Source organism: Terriglobia bacterium, assembly GCA_020072815.1.
Taxonomy (GTDB): Bacteria; Acidobacteriota; Terriglobia; order Terriglobales; family Acidobacteriaceae; genus Angelobacter.
The window spans coordinates 237,240-253,510 of record JAIQGE010000002.1; the positions used below are offsets into that span (position 1 = coordinate 237,240).

A 16,271-nucleotide genomic window follows, 5' to 3' on the forward strand; every position below is an offset into this window, starting at 1 on the left:
GACTCCTGTCGCGCCCTTCTTTTTTGCCAACCTCACCATGGGGGCGAACGGCGGGGATCCTCGTCCTAACCTTGTGCTCTACCGCACATCCCACCTTCCCATTCCCGTGCTAGACTCCGCACGCTGAGGAGACCTAACCATGCCCACCGTACCGCACGTTGAGAAACACTTTACCGGGACCGCGCTGGTCCGCGACGTCGTCATCGGAATGTCGGACGGGCTTACCGTCCCGTTCGCGCTGGCCGCCGGCATCTCCGGCGCCGTAAGTTCCAGTCACATTGTGGTCGTCGCCGGACTGGCGGAGATTGTGGCCGGCTCCATTGCCATGGGACTGGGCGGCTACCTGGCCGCCAAGAGTGACGCTGAACACTACGAGAGTGAACGTCTGCGAGAAGAATCCGAAATCGTGAAGCTCGTAGACGCTGAGGTGAAAGAAACCAGCGACATTTTTCAGTCCTACGGGCTCACCGAAGAAGAGACCAAACCGGTGGTCGCGTCTTTGCAGAAGCGCCCGGCATCGTGGGTGGATTTCATGATGCGTTTTGAGCTTGGACTGGAGCGTCCTGATCCCAAGCGCGCCTTCGTCAGCGCCGCCACCATTGCCGGAGCCTATGTTGCCGGCGGCTTTATTCCGCTCTCGCCATACATGGTCTTCCACACATCGTCGCAGGCGTTCTGGTATTCGGTGCTGGTTACCCTGGTGGCCCTGGCGGTGTTTGGCTATATCAAGGGACGTTTCACCGGCGCCAAGCCTTTGCGCAGCGGCCTGCAGACCGTGGTGATCGGCGGCCTGGCGGCGGGAGCAGCGTACCTCATCGCCAAGCTGATCTCCTGACAGTTTGTTGATACTTGCTCTGGAGATATCGAACAATTGATGAGTATGTAAAATGGCATGAACTTGAAGCGTAAGCGCATCCCGTTTTCTGAAATTCTTCGCGAACACCCTCGTGCTGTTCTGTGTTCGCGGAGAGACACAAGAACCTCATTGTGAAGAATGCTCCAAGCGCCGAAGGCGCGAAAGAGTCTAGCCCACCCTAAAGGCGAGCGAACGCGAAGCCGCAAGGGTGCGTAGGCTTCAAATAGAAATGTAAGCCCCAGCGGGGCGACACATCTTGCTTGTCTCCGCGCCCCTGTGGAAAATCCCGTTTCGGCAGCCACCTCACCGGGGTTCGGGTCCTATCTTCTCCGTGTCTCCGTGGTGGACGTTTTGGTCGTATGCACATGCCATAATTGTCCGCGCAAAGAAAGGGTATTTCCTGTGCCAGAGCTGCCGGACATCGTTGTCTACATGGAAGCGCTGGAGCAGCGCATCGTCGGCCACGTGCTGGAGCGCGTCCAGATTGCCGGGCCGTCGCTGCTAAAGACCGCCACGCCGCCCATCGAATCTGCGCAAGGATGCACAGTCGCCGCGTTGCGACGCATCGGCAAGCGGATTGCCATCGGACTTGCGTCTTCGTCCGATACGCAAAACCTATGGATCGTCTTCCACCTGATGATCGCCGGCCGCCTGCATTGGAGCAAGCAACGCAAAGTCCCTGACGGCCGCCGCACGCTCGCAGCGCTGGATTTCCACTCGGGCTCGCTCACGCTTACCGAAGCCGGAACGCGCAAGCGAGCGTCACTGCATGTGGTGGCGGGCGACGATGCGCTGGCCCAGCTTGATCCTGGCGGCATTGACGTCTTCTCGTCCGATCTCAAGAAATTCACTGCCATGCTGACCGCGGAGAACCACACGCTGAAGCGTTCGTTGACCGATCCCCACTTCTTCAGCGGAATCGGCAAGGCTTATTCTGACGAAATTCTTCATCAGGCGCAGCTTTCGCCGGTCGCGCTGACGCAACGCCTGAAGCCCGATGAGATCAGCCGCCTCTATGATGCGGTGCGCCACACGCTGGCCGAGTGTACGGACCGGCTTCGCGCGGAAGCAGGCGGCAAGTTCCCGGAGAAAGTCACGGCGTTTCGTCCGGAGATGGCTGTCCACGGCCGCTATGGACAGCCGTGCCCCCGCTGCGGCGCCAAAGTCCAGCGGATACGCTATGCGTCCAACGAAACCAACTACTGCGCGACCTGCCAGACCGGCGGCAAGCTACTGGCCGACCGCTCGTTGAGCCGGCTGCTTCGCCAGGATTGGCCACGGTCCCTGGACGAAATGGAAGAGAGACTTTCAGGCAGCAAGTAGCTATTCTCTGCCTGCTCCTGGCCAAAAGCCAAAAGCCAATGGCCAATAGCCAAGAGCCAAAAGCAAAGCCCCCAAAGTCGCTTTTCCGTTTCCGCTGCGTCCTAATTAATACCTTTAATTCAATTCCAATAATCCTATAATCAAGATTTCCTATAAACGGCATCACAGAGCGGTTTCGGAGTTGTTGTGGATAGACCGGATGACGCGGGGCATCCCCTGCATCGCAGTGCGAGCGCCGGCGCACATCAACTCCGAAACAGCTCTCGTATCACACACGTATCGTCGTCAAAAGAAGGTAGCTTATGCCGCCAAAATCGAAGAACCTTGAAGTCATGGAAATGCAGGTGGAGGCGCAAGCGCTGAAGAACGAACTGGAAGACCTTCTCATGCTGGCGTGGCTGTGCTCGAATTCCAAAGACGACATCGCACATCCCATCCGTTTTGAATCCGTAGTCAAGTACGACGCGTAAGAGCGTCCTGCGGCGTTGCTTTCGCCTGATCATCGGCGGCGTGCCGTATTACAATTCCTCCGCTATGCGCAAAGTAATTCTGGCCGTTGGCATCAGCCTGGATGGCTACATCGCGCGTCCTGACGGGTCGGTGGATTTCCTCTTCATGACCAAGGACTTTTCCATGGCGCCGTTTTTCAAGACCATTGATGCCGCGCTGATGGGCCGCAAGTCGTACGACGTTGCCATGAAGATGGGAGGCGTCAGCTTCGGGCCCAAGGTGAAAGTTTACGTGTGCTCCCACACCCTGCCGCCGGGCGAGCGCGATGGCTGCATCTTCACCAGTGAGTCGCCGGCAAAGGTGATTGCAGACATCCGCCAGCACCCGGGCAAAGACATTTGGCTGATGGGCGGCGGAGACCTTGCCCGTCAAGCTCTCATCGCCGACCTGGTGGACGAACTCCACTTGGGCGTGGTCCCGGTGCTGCTCGGCGAAGGCATTCCGCTTTTTCCCGGCGGCTTCCCGCAACGCAACTTCGCGCTGCTGGAAAACAATACTTACTCGCGAGGCCTGATCGAGCTCAAGTATCGGCGCGTGCGGTCCGGGGCGAAATCCAAGATCACGAAATCCAGGGCCAAGAAATTAAAGACCAAATCGCGATCGGGCAAGTCCAGCCGCTGATTTCGGTTTTCGCGCCGGGGGGTAGACGTAAGTCCGTGCAGGCCCAAGGCTCGTGTGGCACAGCCGTTCTCGGCTTTGCTAGCGTCGCACCATGGCCGCGGAGCGGCACGTCACATCCGCGTGTGACGGCCATCACAGCCCCGCCGTGACACTGCCGCCATACTTTCCACTCGAGTTCATTTTCCAGGGAGAGCCCCATGAGCACAGCCGTAGCCAGAATTTCAGCGGAAGAAGCCAAGCCGCTGCAGTTGGTCCCCAAGCCCGCCGTTGCCGCCGTAGCCGATGAGCATCCGCTTCTGCCGGTTTTTGTCGCCGGCTTCATTGCGTTGATCGGCGCGGTCGCCTTTGTCGGCAGCATCGTGGTGTGGCTGTCCATCCGTTATTCCGGCGTGCTGGCCCCGTAGCGCGTCGTCCAGAATCGTCTCTTTGCTGAAGCGCCGCGCGCCAACCAGGTCGCGGGCGAATTCGCGTGGACTCTTGCATAGCAACAGCCTTCGCGAACACTCCTGCTAAGCTGTCCGAGTGGAGATCGTATTCCGTCCGGCGGCCCTGAGCGACGCCCATTCGCTCGCCACCCTGATCTGCCTGGCATCGCAGTCGCACTACAACACCACCGGCTTTGAACTGAGTATCGGCGGCACGCGTGAGCACCAGCACGCGGAAATCAGCCGCCTGGCCGCGGCCACAGCCCGCTCCTGGTTTCATTTTTCCCATTTTGAAATCGCCGAAGCTGATGGCCGCGTGGTGGCCTCGGCCGCCGGCTTCGACAAAACCCTGGCGGAAAAGGAACTCCCCGCGGCGCTGCGTGAAATCGGCTGGACGAACGAGTCTCTGGTCGCTCTGGAGCAGCGGCTGGCTGAGCTTTACTCAAGTTTTCCGCCGGAACCCGCGGGCTTCTGGACGATTGATCACGTCGCGGTCTTACCCTCGGTCCGCCGAATCGGGCTGGCGCGATCGCTCATAGAGCGGCAGTTCGTCCGCGGGCGCACCGCAGGATTTCATCAGTGCAAGCTTGACGTGTTTGCTGGCAACGTCCGCGCGATCACGCTCTACCAGAGCATGGGATTTCAGATGACTGAAACTTTCGGCGAAGCGGCCCTGCGCAAGCTGTTGGGCCGTGACGCGCTGCTGCGCATGACAGGGACGATCTAAGCACAAAGGCTGACTCGCTGGGCGGATAGCTCACGCCTCGAATGTTGTACCGAGGTGGCGGCGGACTTCAGCAACAACCTGCATTGCTTCATCTTCACTCAGGTATTGTCCAAAGGAGTAGCTTCTGCGCTGGCATTCGAGCAGGAGTTCGGGAACCAAGCCAAAGCTCCATCCTTTGCTCATGCGGACCCCGCGAACTTCACTCAAGGGTATCGTCCTCTCGCTTTTCCACAGCCATGCAATTCGTCGCAGGGTCAGCATGCCGGATGAAATCGCAATTGTGTCTTCTTCAAAGTCGGTGCGAAGGGTATGCAAGAACAGTCCAACACAGGCGACGCCGGGAATACTGAGGAGGAACAAAGTCCGGAAGGCCACGCCGGGATCGCTGAGCGCGAGGCAGGCAATGAGCACAAATATGACCAGCGGCATTGCCGCCCCAAACTTGCTGCGGTTGGCTCGCTTGGCAATCGTAATCTTCCAACCATCGTGGCTATGGCCAACCGACACGCGAGACTTCGCAGCATCCTCGAAGCGAAACATGTGACTTACCGTCCCGGCCCCAGCGCCCACGTCTCCAGTTCGCCGGTCTGGCGCAGCAGTTGGACTTGCGCTCTGTCCAGCTCAAAGCTTGATTCCAGGTAAGCCGCGTAGCGCTGGTGCTCGGCGATGCGCGCGTTCTGCTCGTCTTTCACCGTCGCTTGCCCGGACTCAATCCTGGCGTGCGCCGACTCAATGTCTGACTGCGCCAACTGGTGCTCCAGTTGCGCCACGTCGCGCGCCGCCGCCAGTTGCTCGACTGCGCGCTGCAGCTTCAGCGTCTCCCCGCTGACTTGCTCCTTCACCGCGGCCGCTTCTTTGTGCGACTTCTGGGCGTCAGCCTTGGCGGCGTCCGCCGCGGCGTGCTGCGTGGCGTTGAAGAAGGGGAAGCGGATGGCCACGCCCGCCGTCACGTTGTGCCGCTGGAATTTCTGGAAGAACTGGTCGTAGTTGTTGAAGCGCGCCAGCACCGCGTATTGCGCCACCAGGTCCACCGACGGATACAGCAGCTTGCGCTCCGCGCGGGCGCGGAAGTCTTTGATCTGTGCCGCGTCTTCAGCAACCTTTACCGCCAGGCTCTTCTGCGCCGCTTGTCCGGGAAGGTCGTCATCCTGGGAAACGTCGTGCAGGGCTGGAATGGTTTCCGTGGAAGTCCTGATGGCCTTGGCGGGAAGGCCGGTGAGCTGGGACAGTCGGAGCCGCAGTTGGTCGGCGGCGGCCTGGGTTTGCGCGATGCTCAAGCGCGTGCGCGCCACGGCCAACTTGGCTCGCGTGGTTTCCACCTGGCTGTCCAGCCCTTCCTGCACGCGTTGGTTCACGGTTTCCTGGAACTTGGCGGCGGCCTGCCGCTGTTCGCGCTGCACAGAGAGCGACGACTCCAGCAGATCAAGCTGGATGTAACTCACCGCCGTTTCCATGATCACGTCATCGCGCCGCGCGGCGTTCTGCGCGCTGGTCAGCTCAACGTCCGTCTTTGCCGCCCGGATGGTGTCGCGCTGAGCGGGGTTCCACAGCGCGCCTTGAATGTTCACGTTGAAGATGGAAGGAGCGGCCCCTTCCAGGCTCAGAGGGAAGCCGTACGACCAGCCCAGCCCGGAGCCAAAGACCATCTGCGGCACATAGGCGTCGCGCGTTTGCGAAACCGTGGCCCGCGCGCGCTGCAGGTCCGCCATGCTCACGCCGGTGGCCACGCTGTTTTTCAGCGCCAGCTCAATGGCCGTCCGAAAGGGAAGCGGCTTGTCATTCATGGCCTGGGCCTCTGCTCCGGCCCCGGAGTCCTGGGCGGAAGACGACGGCGGGAAAATCAGCCAGCAGAGCAAGCAAGCAAGCAACATGGTTGCGCGAGTATTTGATTTCATTTTGTTTTCACCTTGCGGAAATGATCGTGAGAGAGCGGGAATGCTTGAGATTCTATCGGGAAACCCGGGCCAGCGCATCCCGCGCCGGACGGTACTGTCCCGCCAGCGCCAGCGCCGCTTCGTATTCACCGGCTGCGGCCTTGCGTTCACCGTTTTTCTCCAGCAGTTGGCCCAGCATGTAGTGCGCGCGAAAAGCCGGACCGTCTTCCGCGGCGCCGTCACCGGCAAGATAGTGGCGCAACATTTGCATGGCCCCGGGGAAATTGCGTCCGGTGCGGAGATAGAGGAAGGCTCCGTCGTATTCCGGGATGCTGTCCTGCCGCGGCGCGATGAGCGACTGTCCGATGGCTGCTTCCATCTCCTCCATGCGCCCTGACCGCCGGTAAAAATACGCCAGCTCAATCCAGTAGCGCGCCTGGTTGCCGCTGAGCTCCAGGGCCTTCTTGAACTGTTGTTCGGCGTGTTTGTTGCCTTGTTTTTCTTCCACCCGCGCGTAGATGAACGCGGAGAGGCCGGGATCCGCCTTGGCCACGGCGTCCGCCTGCTCTCGGGCTTTCTTCTTGTCGCCGCCCAGGAAGCCGGGCGCTTCCATGTAGTACTCCGCCAGGTCAGAGCGCGCGGACAGATTGCTGCCGTCCAGCGCAACGGCGCGTTCGAACTCCGCTTTCACTCTTCTGGCCAGCGTGTAAGCGGTGAAGGGATTGGAGTTTTCCGCTTTGCGTCCGGCGGCACGGCCCAGCCACAAATGGTAGGAGCTGTTCGCCGGCTCCAGCGCCACGGATTTTTCCGCCATGCGCAAGGCTTGGTCCCAGTGCTCCAGTTGGAAATAAACGCGGCAGAGCTGGTTGTACGCGGCGGCATTGGCGGGATTCTGGTCCAACTCAGCGTCCAGCAGGCGCCGCGCTTCATCCGCCTTGCCGGTTTTGAGCAGCCCTTCCGGACTGGGGTCCGCCCCCAGTGCCCAGCACGCGGCATTCATCGCTAAGAGCAGCAGTGCCAGCGGCAGCAGCAGCGATGACATGCGCCTCAACGCTCGACCACCCTGACTTCAGTTCCGCTGCGCAACGGCTGAGAATTCATTGCGCCCAGGGCGATCTGCGCTCCTTCGGAGATGCCCGAGGTGATCTCCACGCGGGTCAGGCTGGAGATGCCGGTCTGCACTTCCTGTGCCTGAATTTTTTCTTCCACAATCTTGTAAACGTAACGCTTGCCCTCCAGGTCATGGACGGATTCGCGCGAGACGGTGAGCGCGCCCGGGTGGCGGGCCGTCAAAATGCTCACGTTTACGTTTACGTTGGGCAGCAGCTTGCTGTCAGAATTATCAATTTCACAGGTGATCTCGCCCACCGTGCGCGTCCCCACCATGGTCACCACGGTAGGTACGCGACTGAGCGCGCCGGTCCATAAGCGGCCAGGCGTTGCGTCCCACTTCAGCTCTACTTTTTGCCCCTTGGCCAGGCGGCCGATTTCCGGTTCGTCCACAAAGGCCCGCACCTGGACTTTTTCAAGATTGGCGACTTGCACCAGCAGCTCACCGCCGTTGACGTACGAGCCGGGCTTGACCGGGATCTGGTAGACCGTGCCCGCGAAGGGGGCGCGGATGTTGGAATTCTTGAGCAAGTCCTGGGCGGCAGCGTAGGCGGCGCGGGCCTGGTCGGCGGACGCCGCCACTTTGGCGATTTCCGGCGAAGAGAAGCGTCCTGTGAGCTTGGCTTGCAGCAATTGCAGGTCAGCCTCAGCTTTGTTCAGCCGCTCCTGCGCCGCCACCACTTCCGCGGGCGACGCTGCGCCATTCCGTTGCAGCCGCTGTACCGACTCCAGGTTGCGGCGGGCATCGTCGCGCTCAATCTGCGCTTTGGTCTGCTCAGCCCGGATGGTCAGCAGTTCTTCGTGCGTCCCGCCGGCTTGCACGGCGTGCAAGTCCGCTTCCGCGGCGCGCAATTGCGCCAGGGCTTTGGCGGCCAGGGAGCGTGCTTCAGCATCGTCCAACTGCAGCAGGAGTTGCCCCGCGCGGACGTGGTCTCCCTCGCTGGCCAGCACTCGTCTGACCGTGGCCGGCGCCGGGGCATGCGCTTCAAAGTTGCGCACCGGCTCAATCTTGCCGTTGGTGGAGATCACGCTGGCGATGTCCTGGCGGACGACTTTTTCCGCGCGCACGGAAACCACCGTGGTGCGGAACTTCATCCAGCCGGAAAAGACAATCACCGCGGCGATGACAATCCCCACCACGCTCAGCAGCCGCCGCCGTTCCGAGCCGTTTTGTCCACGCTGTGCCATCAGTTAGAGGAAATTCAAGTATAACCAAGCGGCTGCAAACACGCGACTCATCCCGCGCCGTGGCAACGCCCGTGAACCTGGCCAGTCACGCTCCCGGCCAGCGTCACTAGCCTGGATTGGGTTCCCGTATTCCACCGATTTTGCGCGTGTTCCCGCCCGCTGCACGTCGCCATTTACAATAGTCGCGATGACCCAGCGCACCGGCTACACTGACGATCACGCCAAGTCCGGGCTCGACCACCGTTTCCCGGCGATTGATACCTGGCCCAACCAGTTTCCCGCTTACGAAATCGTCATTGACGTCCCGGAGTTTACCTCCGTATGTCCCAAGACCGGCCTGCCTGATTTTGGCGTGCTGGAGATCCGCTACATGCCGGCCAAGCGCTGCCTGGAACTGAAGTCGGTCAAGGAATACCTGCTGGAATATCGCAACCTGGGCATATTTCAGGAAAACATCGTCAACCAGGTGCTGGAAGACGTGGTGCGCGCAGCCAAACCCAAGTGGGCGATGGTGCGCGGCGTGTTTCGCCCCCGTGGCGGAATCGGGACAACGGTGGAAGCCAAGTGGCCGAGAGGGAAGAAATAGCGCGGCGGCTCGCTACTGCCGGCCTCGCAGAATCGCGGCCATGATTCTGGGGCTGCGGCGGCCGTGGAGCACGGCGATGATAGCCAAAGGATCTGTGTCCGGCGCATAAGCGATGAGATAGTCTCTCACTGTGAGGAATCGCAATGGCCGCGAAGTGATGTCCGGCCTTCTGTGGCCCCGATGAGGAAAAGGCACAAGACTGCGTACAGCGTCCAGAATTTCTTGTCTCATCTTTCCGGCAGCCACCGGACTATCGCTGGCGATAAATTCCCAGATCCCTGTGATGTCTAGTGCGGCGAGTGGATGAAGCTGGAAGCCGGGCCCCGGTTTCATTGCGACGAGCGTCGTTTGAGCAACTCTTCTTCTCGTTGCCGAAGGCTTTCAAAGAACGCCTCACCATCCACCGGCTTGACCTTGCCGCTCTTGATGTCGTCGTAGCGCGAATCAAGCATTTCGCGGACGTGGATCAGTTCCTCCAGGTAACCGGCAACCACATCCTGCACCAGCTCACTCTTGGCGCGTCCGGTCTGCGCCGCTAATTGATCCAGCTTCGCTTCCAGCTCGGGTGTGAGGTTCACTTCCATAACGACTAGCCTAGGGACATCAAGGGCTGCTGTCAACGGGTACTGTGGGTCAGTTCGGACTGACCCACTACCCGTATCAGCGTCTAGCGATTCGCTTGCGAATTGCGGGCCTTTAGGCAGACGCTCACACTCCCAACTGTCCCGCGATCTCCTCCAAATGTTCGTTTGCGTAGCGGACAGCCCAGTTCAAAAGCCGCGAATAAAGAAAGATAGACCCCGCCAGCCCGGTCAGACCCGCCGCCAGCGGCAGCCATGTCAGATGGAAGAGCCAGGTTGCCAGCACCACGCCGCCGATGATCGCCATCAGAGGAAGGTTCACGGCCAGCGACGCGAAGCCCGCGGCGTTGGACGTCATGCGGGAACTCATCTGCGTAAGGTCAATCCGTCGCGGCCAATAGACTGAGATCACGTTGCCCGCGCCGATCTGGACAATCAGCACGCACAAAAAGCCCGCGATCACCGCCGCCAGCAGGTCCCACGATACGTGCCGGATCGTCACAATGATCACGGCGCCAAGCAGGAAACACCCGGACATCACCGCGCCCTGGGTGAGGCTTTTGGCGATGAACACTTTTCGCAGCGAGAGCGGAGAGAGCAGCCAGCGGCCAAAGCCCTCGCGGTCCATGCCGAACGTGTTGTATGACAAGTTGGAGACCGAAAGCGCCATCAACGCCGCGAACGGACCCAGCATGCCGCCGCCGCTGGAGAAAAAGGGCAGCTTTCTGCCTGGGCCTCCCAGGGACATAAAGGCAAAGAGGATGAGCGGGTAGAGCAATTGCACAATCAGCCGCGAATTCTGCCGCAGGTAGCGCATCTCTTTTTCAAAGATCGCGCTCACGGCTTCGTCCACCAAGGGCAGCCGCCATCCTGGTTTGATCTTCAGGTCACGCTTCACGGCCACGGTCTCCGCGTAGATCTCTCCCTGATACACCTTGCGCAGGTTTCGCACCTGGAGCCACGCGGCCAGCAGCAAATACGCCAGCAGTATGCCGGCGGGAAGCAGCTTGTCCATGGCCGGCTGGGTCACGCTTTGTGCGGCCAAGCCCGGCGGAGAAACCTGGAGCAGACCGGAGAACACATCGCGGGCCCACGCCGGCGGATGAAAACGCTTGACGTCAATCCAGCCGTTGAACATGAAGTTAGCCATCTGCGGCAGCAAAGCCAGAAGCAGCAGCAAGGCCACCATGCGCTCCCGGCCTTTGCGCGTGCTCTGGAAACGCTCGAACAGGCCGATGACGATCCGGTTGCAGACCACGTTGAACGCGGCAAAGACCGCAAATGCCAAAGCCGCGGGAAGCGCCCACTCCGCGCGCGCATAGACAATGCCCAGCCAGATGCTGAACAGCCAGCACAGGCCGGTGAGGGCCGCCGGATCGAAAATTCCGTACGCCGCGTTGAGAAAGAAATACAGCCGCATGGACACCGGATAACGCGCCACTTCGCGAAAGTTCAGCCCGGGCGAGTAGCCTTCAAACAGCACCGGCGCAAGCTGCCAGATCAGGAACACCGCCCACAGCAAGCCTGCCAGGACGTTGAATTTGCCGCCGGGCAGCAGGGCCACGGTTGCGGCGAAGAAGCCAGCGCTGGTGCCCACCACGAACAGCGAGCTGACCAGGTATCCCACTGACTGCATCGCCAACTCCGACTTCCGGTTGCGCCGCCGCAGGGAGTTGCGGAAGAGCTGCCAGCGCAGCCGCAGCAGCAGGACAAAATGGCTGTTGGAATCGGCTAAAGCCAGGAAAGCACCTCCGCGTCCTGCTTCTGGCCGCCGACCACCTGCAGAAAAATTTCTTCCAGCGTAAGCGCGGTGCCTTCATGCCCCGCCACTCGCACTCCGGCGCGCAGTTCTTCCAGCGACCCCGCCGCCACCAGCCGCCCTTGCCGGATGATGCCGATATGCGTGCAAAGGCGCTCCACCACCTCCATCACGTGCGACGTGAGAAAGACCGTTCCGCCGTGCGAGATAAAACGCTGCAACAGCCGCTTGAGCGTGGTGGCGGCAATGGCGTCCACGCCTTCAAACGGCTCATCCAGAAACAGGATCGCCGGGCCGTGAATCACCGCCGCGGCCAGCGCGGTCTTTTTCTTCATGCCGTGCGAGTAGTCGGCCACCAGCTTGTCCGCCGAATCGTTCAAGTCCATGAATTCCAGAAGCTCGGCCGTGCGTTCGGCCGCGATAGCGCGGTCCAGGCCGTACATGCGTCCAACAAAGTTCAACAGCTGCGCGCCGGTCAGGCGCTCAAATAGCGCCAGCCCTTCGGGCACCACGCCGATGCGGCCTTTGATCGCGACGGCGTTGTGCTCCAGGTCCAGGCCGAGCAGACGGATTTGGCCGCTTGTGGGCTTCAGCAGGCCGGTCAGCATCTTGATGGTGGTGGACTTTCCCGCGCCGTTCGGTCCCAGGAAGCCGTAGAACTGCTGTTTCTCGACCGTTAGATTCAAGTCATCCACGGCCACCAGCGAGCTAAACGTGCGGCGCAGCGCAATAGTTTCCAGAACGATCTCAGCCATGTTGCTCCATGGTCAGCAAAATGAAGAACTCCCCAGCCTGATGCGACGGCGAGGTTTTAGTTTAGCGCAGTTCCCCGCGGATATAATGGCGCAACCCAATGTCCACCAAGACCTATCCGTACACCATGCTGGCGGTCCTGACCGGACTGAACATGCTGAACTACATTGACCGCAATGTACTGTTCGGTGTTCAACCTCTGATTCAGAAAGAATTCCCCCGCAGTGATGCCGACTATGGCTTTCTCACGTTCGCGTTTTTTATTGCCTATATGGTTGCGGCCCCATGCGTTGGCTGGTTGGGGGACCGCTTCTCCCGCAAGAACATAATGACAGTGGGCATTCTGATCTGGAGCGGCTTTACGCTGTTCACATGGATAACGCACACGTTTGGCCAACTGCTATTTCGCCATACCATTGTGGGAATTGGTGAGGCGAGCTATGCGACTATTGCCCCCACGCTCATCGCCGATTCATTTCCCGTCGAGCGACGCGGGCGCATGCTCGCGGTTTTTTTCCTCGGCCTTCCGTTCGGCAGCGCCCTCGGGCTGATGCTTGGCGGCATCGCCGGGCACCATTGGGGATGGCGCATGCCGTTCATGGTAGCCGGCCTTCCCGGGTTCGCGCTGGCACTGGTTCTCTGGTTCCTGCCCGAACCGCCCCGTGGATTGTCTGAAGCGGAAGACTCCTCTCCCTCCCGCTCCACCGTGGCCGGGCTGGCTAGAAACGGCGCCTTCATAACGGCAACGCTTGGCATGGCCATGTATACCTTTGCCGTCGGCGGCCTGCAGCAGTGGATTCCAACTTTTCTTGTGCGCTTGCGCCATGTGCCGGTCGACAAGGCTGGGATCATTTTTGGGGGCATGGCTGGCTTCAATGGGATTGTCGCCACACTGCTTGGCGGATGGATTGGCGATCGCCTGCTCAAGCGTTACTTCGGCGCTTATTACACTTTTTCCGGCATCGCAATGTTTGTGGCGGTGCCGTTGATGGTGGCCACGGTTTATGTGACCGGAAGTCTTATGTTCGCCGCCATGTTCTTGGCTATATTCTTTCTCCTCCTTGGAACGGCGCCCACGAACGCGGCGTTGGTGAACTCTGTGGCCCCTAGAATCCGTTCTACCGCGCTGGCGGTGAACATTTTTGTGATTCACCTGCTGGGAGACGCAACCTCCCCTTACCTGATCGGCGTGATTTCCGGCAGGACCTCTCTTCAGACCGGGTTCTGGGTGGCCTTCGCCGCCGCTGCGCTCTCTGGAATTGTCCTTATCTATGGCGCCCAATTCGCGCCGCGCCCCAAGGCCGCCTGAAGATGCTTTGGTTTTGCTGGATTACCGGTGTTGGGCTGGCTCTGGTGTGGACGTTCTCTGTCCTGCAAGCCGCGCTGAACCACCATCGCATGGCTGACATCACGCAGCCAGCGTGGGACCCGCCGCAGGACACAGCCCTGCCTTCGCTGACCATCGTGGTTCCCGCACGCGACGAAGCCGCCGCCGTCGAACCGGCGCTGCGCTCGCTGCTCCATCTGGATTATCCCAACTACCAGGTCATCGCCGTGAATGACCGCTCCACTGACGAAACGGGAAGAATCATGCAGCGGCTGGCTTCGGATCGAGAGGCTCGCGGCCGGTTGCGCGTGCTCCACGTCCAGAATTTACCGGAAGGCTGGCTGGGCAAAACGCACGCCATGTGGCTGGGCGCGCAACAAACCGCGATTCCCGGCGAGCCGCCCTTTGGCGCGATGGGGCCGAACGCAGCCAGCGACTGGATTCTGTTTACCGACGCCGACTGCGTATTTCGCCCGGACGCCTTGCGCCGCGCCATGCTCTACGCTACTAAGACGGCGATAGACCACCTTGTGGTGTTTCCTACCGCGATCACCGCGTCATGGGGCGAGCGCATGATGATCTCGTTTCCCCAGGTTTCGGCCAACCTGGCCATACGCCATTGGAAGGTGCGCGACCCCGACGCCAAAGATTCCATCGGCGTGGGCGCTTTCAATCTCATCCGGCGTGCCGCCTACGAAGCCGTTGGCACCTATGAAAAGCTGCGGCTGGCGGTAGTGGATGATCTGAAATTGGGCGAAGCGGTCAAAGCAGCCGGTCTGCGGCAGGACGTGGTCTTCGGCCCGGGCCTGGTCAGCCTGCGCTGGGCGGTGGGCGCGATGGGCGTGGTCGCCAACCTGGAGAAAAATTTGTTTGCCTTCTTCCGCTTCCGCATCAGCCTGGCTTTGGCGGCGTGCGCGTTGTTGTTCACGCTGTGCATGGCGCCATTCATTGGGCTCATCCTGGCGCCCGGTTGGTCGCGCGCCGGCTTTGCCGTTGCCGTGGCGATGATCGCCGGCTTACACGCGATGACCGCGCGCGTCTCGCGCATCTCGCCGCTGATCTTCATTACCTTTCCCCTGGGCGCCGCGCTTTTTCTCTTTGCCGTGTTGCAATCGGCGTTTCTGGCTTTGCGCGCAGGCGGCGTCACCTGGCGGGGAACAAAGTATTCGCTGAAAGAGTTACGGAAGGGAAGTGGTTGACGACATGATTGCAACAGAGATGTGACCCACAACGTCAGTGCTTAGGTTGTACATTGCTTTCCTTAACCTGTCATCCTGAGCGAAGCGCCAGGAAGATGTGCGGTTCACCGTTGCTGAAAGGCGCGGAGTCGAAGGACCCCGCCGATGCTTCCGACACAAACGCAGCGACGGGGTATTCTCACAAGATTCCTGGACCAGTTGTGTGAGATGGGGCCAGGAGATTCTGGGAAAACTCCCCAAAGCCACGTTTAAGGATCTGAGCAGTGTCGGGGTCCTTCGACTCACCCTCGTCCCACGTTGCGGGACTCGGCCATCGCTCAGGATGACACAGCCCGCGGAGCGTGGCTAAACTTCGCAATCCGCGTTCATCCGCGCAAATTTGCGTAAAGTTCTACCGGAACAAGTTCTTCAAAATGAAAATCGCGTTTGCCGGACGCTCCGCCAGGCGGCGCATCAGGTAGGGATACCACTCCGTCCCGAAGGGAATATAAACGCGGCAGCGCCAGCCGTCTTTGATCAGTTTGAGTTGCAGGTCGCGGCGCACGCCGTACAGCATCTGGAACTCGAAAGCTGAAGCTGGAATCTTTTCCTTTTGCGCAAATTCGATGGTCGCGCGGATCATCTTCTCGTCGTGCGTGGCGATGCCATGGTACACGCCGCTCTTCAGCAGCATCTTCATCAGCTTGATGTAGTTGGCGTCAACGTCGGCTTTGTCCTCGAAGGCGATGTCCGCCGGTTCTTTGTATGCGCCTTTGCACAGCCGCACGCGGATTCGCCCGGCGATGAGTTGTTCAACGTCTTTTTCGCTGCGCTTCAAATACGACTGGATCACCGCGCCCACGTGGCCGGCGTTCTCGGCTTGCTGGTGCAGGCGATGGACAAAGTCCAGCGTGCGCTGGGTGTAGGCCGAGCCCTCCATGTCCACGCGGACAAAGCTGTTGATGCGCACGGCATGCTGCACCAGGTTGGACGCAATCTCATAAGCCATGTTCTCGTTCACGTCCAGCCCCATGTGCGTAAGCTTAAGGCTCACGTTGGCGTCCAGCCCCTGTGCCGACATCTGGTCCAGCATCTGGTGGTAAAGCTGCGCGCTGTGGCGGGCTTCGTCAGCGTTGGTGACGTTTTCGCCCAGGTTGTCCACGCTCACGCCCAAGCCCAACTGGTTCATGGCCCGCGTGGCAGCCAGCGCGTCTTCCACTTGCGTGCCGGCCACAAAGCGGCGGGAAAGCCGCTGGCCAAACCAGGTCTTCTCCGCCGCCGAGCGGATGGACTTGCTTTCAGAAAGTGAGATGAAGGCGGCCCTTAACACAAGGCTCCTGCACGGCGGGAATTAGTCATGAGAGGCAAACATATTTTTGTAACACATCACCGAACTTTGGCAAACTCAGGTTTGCGTCAACCTGATCACCCGATGACCCGATCACGCGCGATC

Annotated in this window: 18 protein-coding genes; 9 read left to right on the top strand and 9 right to left on the bottom strand. The window is 60.4% G+C overall.

The window, feature by feature from the left end:
- Window positions 1–139 precede the first annotated feature (139 nt).
- The 6 genes from LAO20_04965 (at window position 140) to LAO20_04990 (ending at window position 4,462) form a co-directional block, all read left to right on the top strand.
- On the top strand, window positions 140–835 hold the full coding sequence (locus tag LAO20_04965) for a VIT1/CCC1 transporter family protein (GenBank protein ID MBZ5530762.1): 696 nt from the start codon (window positions 140–142) through the stop codon (window positions 833–835).
- 423 nt (window positions 836–1,258) lie between these two features.
- On the top strand, window positions 1,259–2,179 hold the full coding sequence (locus LAO20_04970; GenBank protein MBZ5530763.1) for a formamidopyrimidine-DNA glycosylase: 921 nt from the start codon (window positions 1,259–1,261) through the stop codon (window positions 2,177–2,179).
- Between the two features lie 302 nt (window positions 2,180–2,481).
- A complete protein-coding gene (locus LAO20_04975; GenBank protein MBZ5530764.1) occupies window positions 2,482–2,649 on the top strand; it encodes a hypothetical protein in 168 nt (55 codons plus the stop codon).
- Between the two features lie 64 nt (window positions 2,650–2,713).
- Complete coding sequence (locus LAO20_04980) at window positions 2,714–3,310, top strand: dihydrofolate reductase family protein (GenBank protein ID MBZ5530765.1); 597 nt, start codon at window positions 2,714–2,716, stop codon at window positions 3,308–3,310.
- Window positions 3,311–3,507: 197 nt separating this feature from the next.
- Window positions 3,508–3,714, top strand: coding sequence for a hypothetical protein (locus tag LAO20_04985; protein MBZ5530766.1), 207 nt, complete (start codon window positions 3,508–3,510; stop codon window positions 3,712–3,714).
- A gap of 118 nt (window positions 3,715–3,832) precedes the next feature.
- A complete protein-coding gene (locus LAO20_04990; protein MBZ5530767.1) occupies window positions 3,833–4,462 on the top strand; it encodes a GNAT family N-acetyltransferase in 630 nt (209 codons plus the stop codon).
- Window positions 4,463–4,492: 30 nt separating this feature from the next.
- Here the strand turns inward: LAO20_04990 and LAO20_04995 are convergent, their stop codons facing one another.
- From LAO20_04995 to LAO20_05010, 4 genes are read right to left on the bottom strand one after another with little or no spacing between them, the layout of a single operon-like run.
- Window positions 4,493–5,002, bottom strand: a complete 510-nt coding sequence (locus tag LAO20_04995; protein ID MBZ5530768.1) for a hypothetical protein — start codon at window positions 5,000–5,002, stop codon at window positions 4,493–4,495.
- Window positions 5,003–5,007: 5 nt separating this feature from the next.
- On the bottom strand, window positions 5,008–6,357 hold the full coding sequence (locus tag LAO20_05000) for a TolC family protein (GenBank protein MBZ5530769.1): 1,350 nt from the start codon (window positions 6,355–6,357) through the stop codon (window positions 5,008–5,010).
- 52 nt (window positions 6,358–6,409) lie between these two features.
- Window positions 6,410–7,378 (bottom strand): tetratricopeptide repeat protein, encoded by a 969-nt coding sequence (locus LAO20_05005; GenBank protein ID MBZ5530770.1) that lies wholly within the window; start codon window positions 7,376–7,378, stop codon window positions 6,410–6,412.
- A 5-nt stretch (window positions 7,379–7,383) separates the two neighbouring features.
- Complete coding sequence (locus tag LAO20_05010) at window positions 7,384–8,634, bottom strand: efflux RND transporter periplasmic adaptor subunit (GenBank protein ID MBZ5530771.1); 1,251 nt, start codon at window positions 8,632–8,634, stop codon at window positions 7,384–7,386.
- A gap of 187 nt (window positions 8,635–8,821) precedes the next feature.
- On the opposite strand from LAO20_05010, the gene queF reads away from it, so the two are divergent.
- Window positions 8,822–9,220, top strand: coding sequence for a preQ(1) synthase (queF, locus tag LAO20_05015; protein MBZ5530772.1), 399 nt, complete (start codon window positions 8,822–8,824; stop codon window positions 9,218–9,220).
- 12 nt (window positions 9,221–9,232) lie between these two features.
- On the opposite strand, the gene LAO20_05020 is transcribed toward queF, so the two are convergent.
- From LAO20_05020 to LAO20_05035, 4 genes are all read right to left on the bottom strand, one after another.
- A complete protein-coding gene (locus LAO20_05020; GenBank protein ID MBZ5530773.1) occupies window positions 9,233–9,553 on the bottom strand; it encodes a type II toxin-antitoxin system RelE/ParE family toxin in 321 nt (106 codons plus the stop codon).
- On the bottom strand, window positions 9,550–9,804 hold the full coding sequence (locus tag LAO20_05025) for a hypothetical protein (GenBank protein MBZ5530774.1): 255 nt from the start codon (window positions 9,802–9,804) through the stop codon (window positions 9,550–9,552). The genes LAO20_05020 and LAO20_05025 overlap by 4 nt, the downstream gene beginning before the upstream one ends.
- A 124-nt stretch (window positions 9,805–9,928) precedes the next feature.
- Window positions 9,929–11,437, bottom strand: a complete 1,509-nt coding sequence (locus LAO20_05030; protein ID MBZ5530775.1) for a hypothetical protein — start codon at window positions 11,435–11,437, stop codon at window positions 9,929–9,931.
- A gap of 95 nt (window positions 11,438–11,532) precedes the next feature.
- On the bottom strand, window positions 11,533–12,315 hold the full coding sequence (locus LAO20_05035; GenBank protein ID MBZ5530776.1) for an ABC transporter ATP-binding protein: 783 nt from the start codon (window positions 12,313–12,315) through the stop codon (window positions 11,533–11,535).
- A gap of 98 nt (window positions 12,316–12,413) precedes the next feature.
- Between LAO20_05035 and LAO20_05040 the strand changes: the two genes are divergently transcribed.
- Entirely contained in the window at window positions 12,414–13,622 is a 1,209-nt protein-coding gene (locus LAO20_05040) for an MFS transporter (protein MBZ5530777.1), read from the top strand.
- A 2-nt stretch (window positions 13,623–13,624) separates the two neighbouring features.
- Entirely contained in the window at window positions 13,625–14,839 is a 1,215-nt protein-coding gene (locus tag LAO20_05045; GenBank protein MBZ5530778.1) for a glycosyltransferase, read from the top strand.
- Between the two features lie 391 nt (window positions 14,840–15,230).
- Here LAO20_05045 and LAO20_05050 read toward each other — a convergent pair whose 3' ends face one another.
- Window positions 15,231–16,148 carry a proline dehydrogenase family protein gene (locus tag LAO20_05050; GenBank protein ID MBZ5530779.1) on the bottom strand — a complete coding sequence of 306 codons (918 nt, stop codon included), beginning with the start codon at window positions 16,146–16,148 and terminating at the stop codon, window positions 15,231–15,233.
- Between the last annotated feature and the right edge of the window lie 123 nt (window positions 16,149–16,271).

Bases quoted from the DNA above. Each gene is read 5' to 3' on its own strand.
- LAO20_04965 (MBZ5530762.1), top strand. From the start codon at position 140: ATGCCCACCGTACCGCACGTTGAGAAACACTTTACCGGGACCGCGCTG.
- LAO20_04975 (MBZ5530764.1), top strand. From the start codon at position 2,482: ATGCCGCCAAAATCGAAGAACCTTGAAGTCATGGAAATGCAGGTGGAG.
- LAO20_04980 (MBZ5530765.1), top strand. From the start codon at position 2,714: ATGCGCAAAGTAATTCTGGCCGTTGGCATCAGCCTGGATGGCTACATC.
- LAO20_04985 (MBZ5530766.1), top strand. From the start codon at position 3,508: ATGAGCACAGCCGTAGCCAGAATTTCAGCGGAAGAAGCCAAGCCGCTG.
- LAO20_04995 (MBZ5530768.1), bottom strand. From the start codon at position 5,002: ATGTTTCGCTTCGAGGATGCTGCGAAGTCTCGCGTGTCGGTTGGCCAT.
- LAO20_05000 (MBZ5530769.1), bottom strand. From the start codon at position 6,357: ATGAAATCAAATACTCGCGCAACCATGTTGCTTGCTTGCTTGCTCTGC.
- LAO20_05005 (MBZ5530770.1), bottom strand. From the start codon at position 7,378: ATGTCATCGCTGCTGCTGCCGCTGGCACTGCTGCTCTTAGCGATGAAT.
- LAO20_05010 (MBZ5530771.1), bottom strand. From the start codon at position 8,634: ATGGCACAGCGTGGACAAAACGGCTCGGAACGGCGGCGGCTGCTGAGC.
- queF (MBZ5530772.1), top strand. From the start codon at position 8,822: ATGACCCAGCGCACCGGCTACACTGACGATCACGCCAAGTCCGGGCTC.
- LAO20_05020 (MBZ5530773.1), bottom strand. From the start codon at position 9,553: ATGAAACCGGGGCCCGGCTTCCAGCTTCATCCACTCGCCGCACTAGAC.
- LAO20_05025 (MBZ5530774.1), bottom strand. From the start codon at position 9,804: ATGGAAGTGAACCTCACACCCGAGCTGGAAGCGAAGCTGGATCAATTA.
- LAO20_05030 (MBZ5530775.1), bottom strand. From the start codon at position 11,437: ATGCAGTCAGTGGGATACCTGGTCAGCTCGCTGTTCGTGGTGGGCACC.
- LAO20_05035 (MBZ5530776.1), bottom strand. From the start codon at position 12,315: ATGGCTGAGATCGTTCTGGAAACTATTGCGCTGCGCCGCACGTTTAGC.
- LAO20_05040 (MBZ5530777.1), top strand. From the start codon at position 12,414: ATGTCCACCAAGACCTATCCGTACACCATGCTGGCGGTCCTGACCGGA.
- LAO20_05045 (MBZ5530778.1), top strand. From the start codon at position 13,625: ATGCTTTGGTTTTGCTGGATTACCGGTGTTGGGCTGGCTCTGGTGTGG.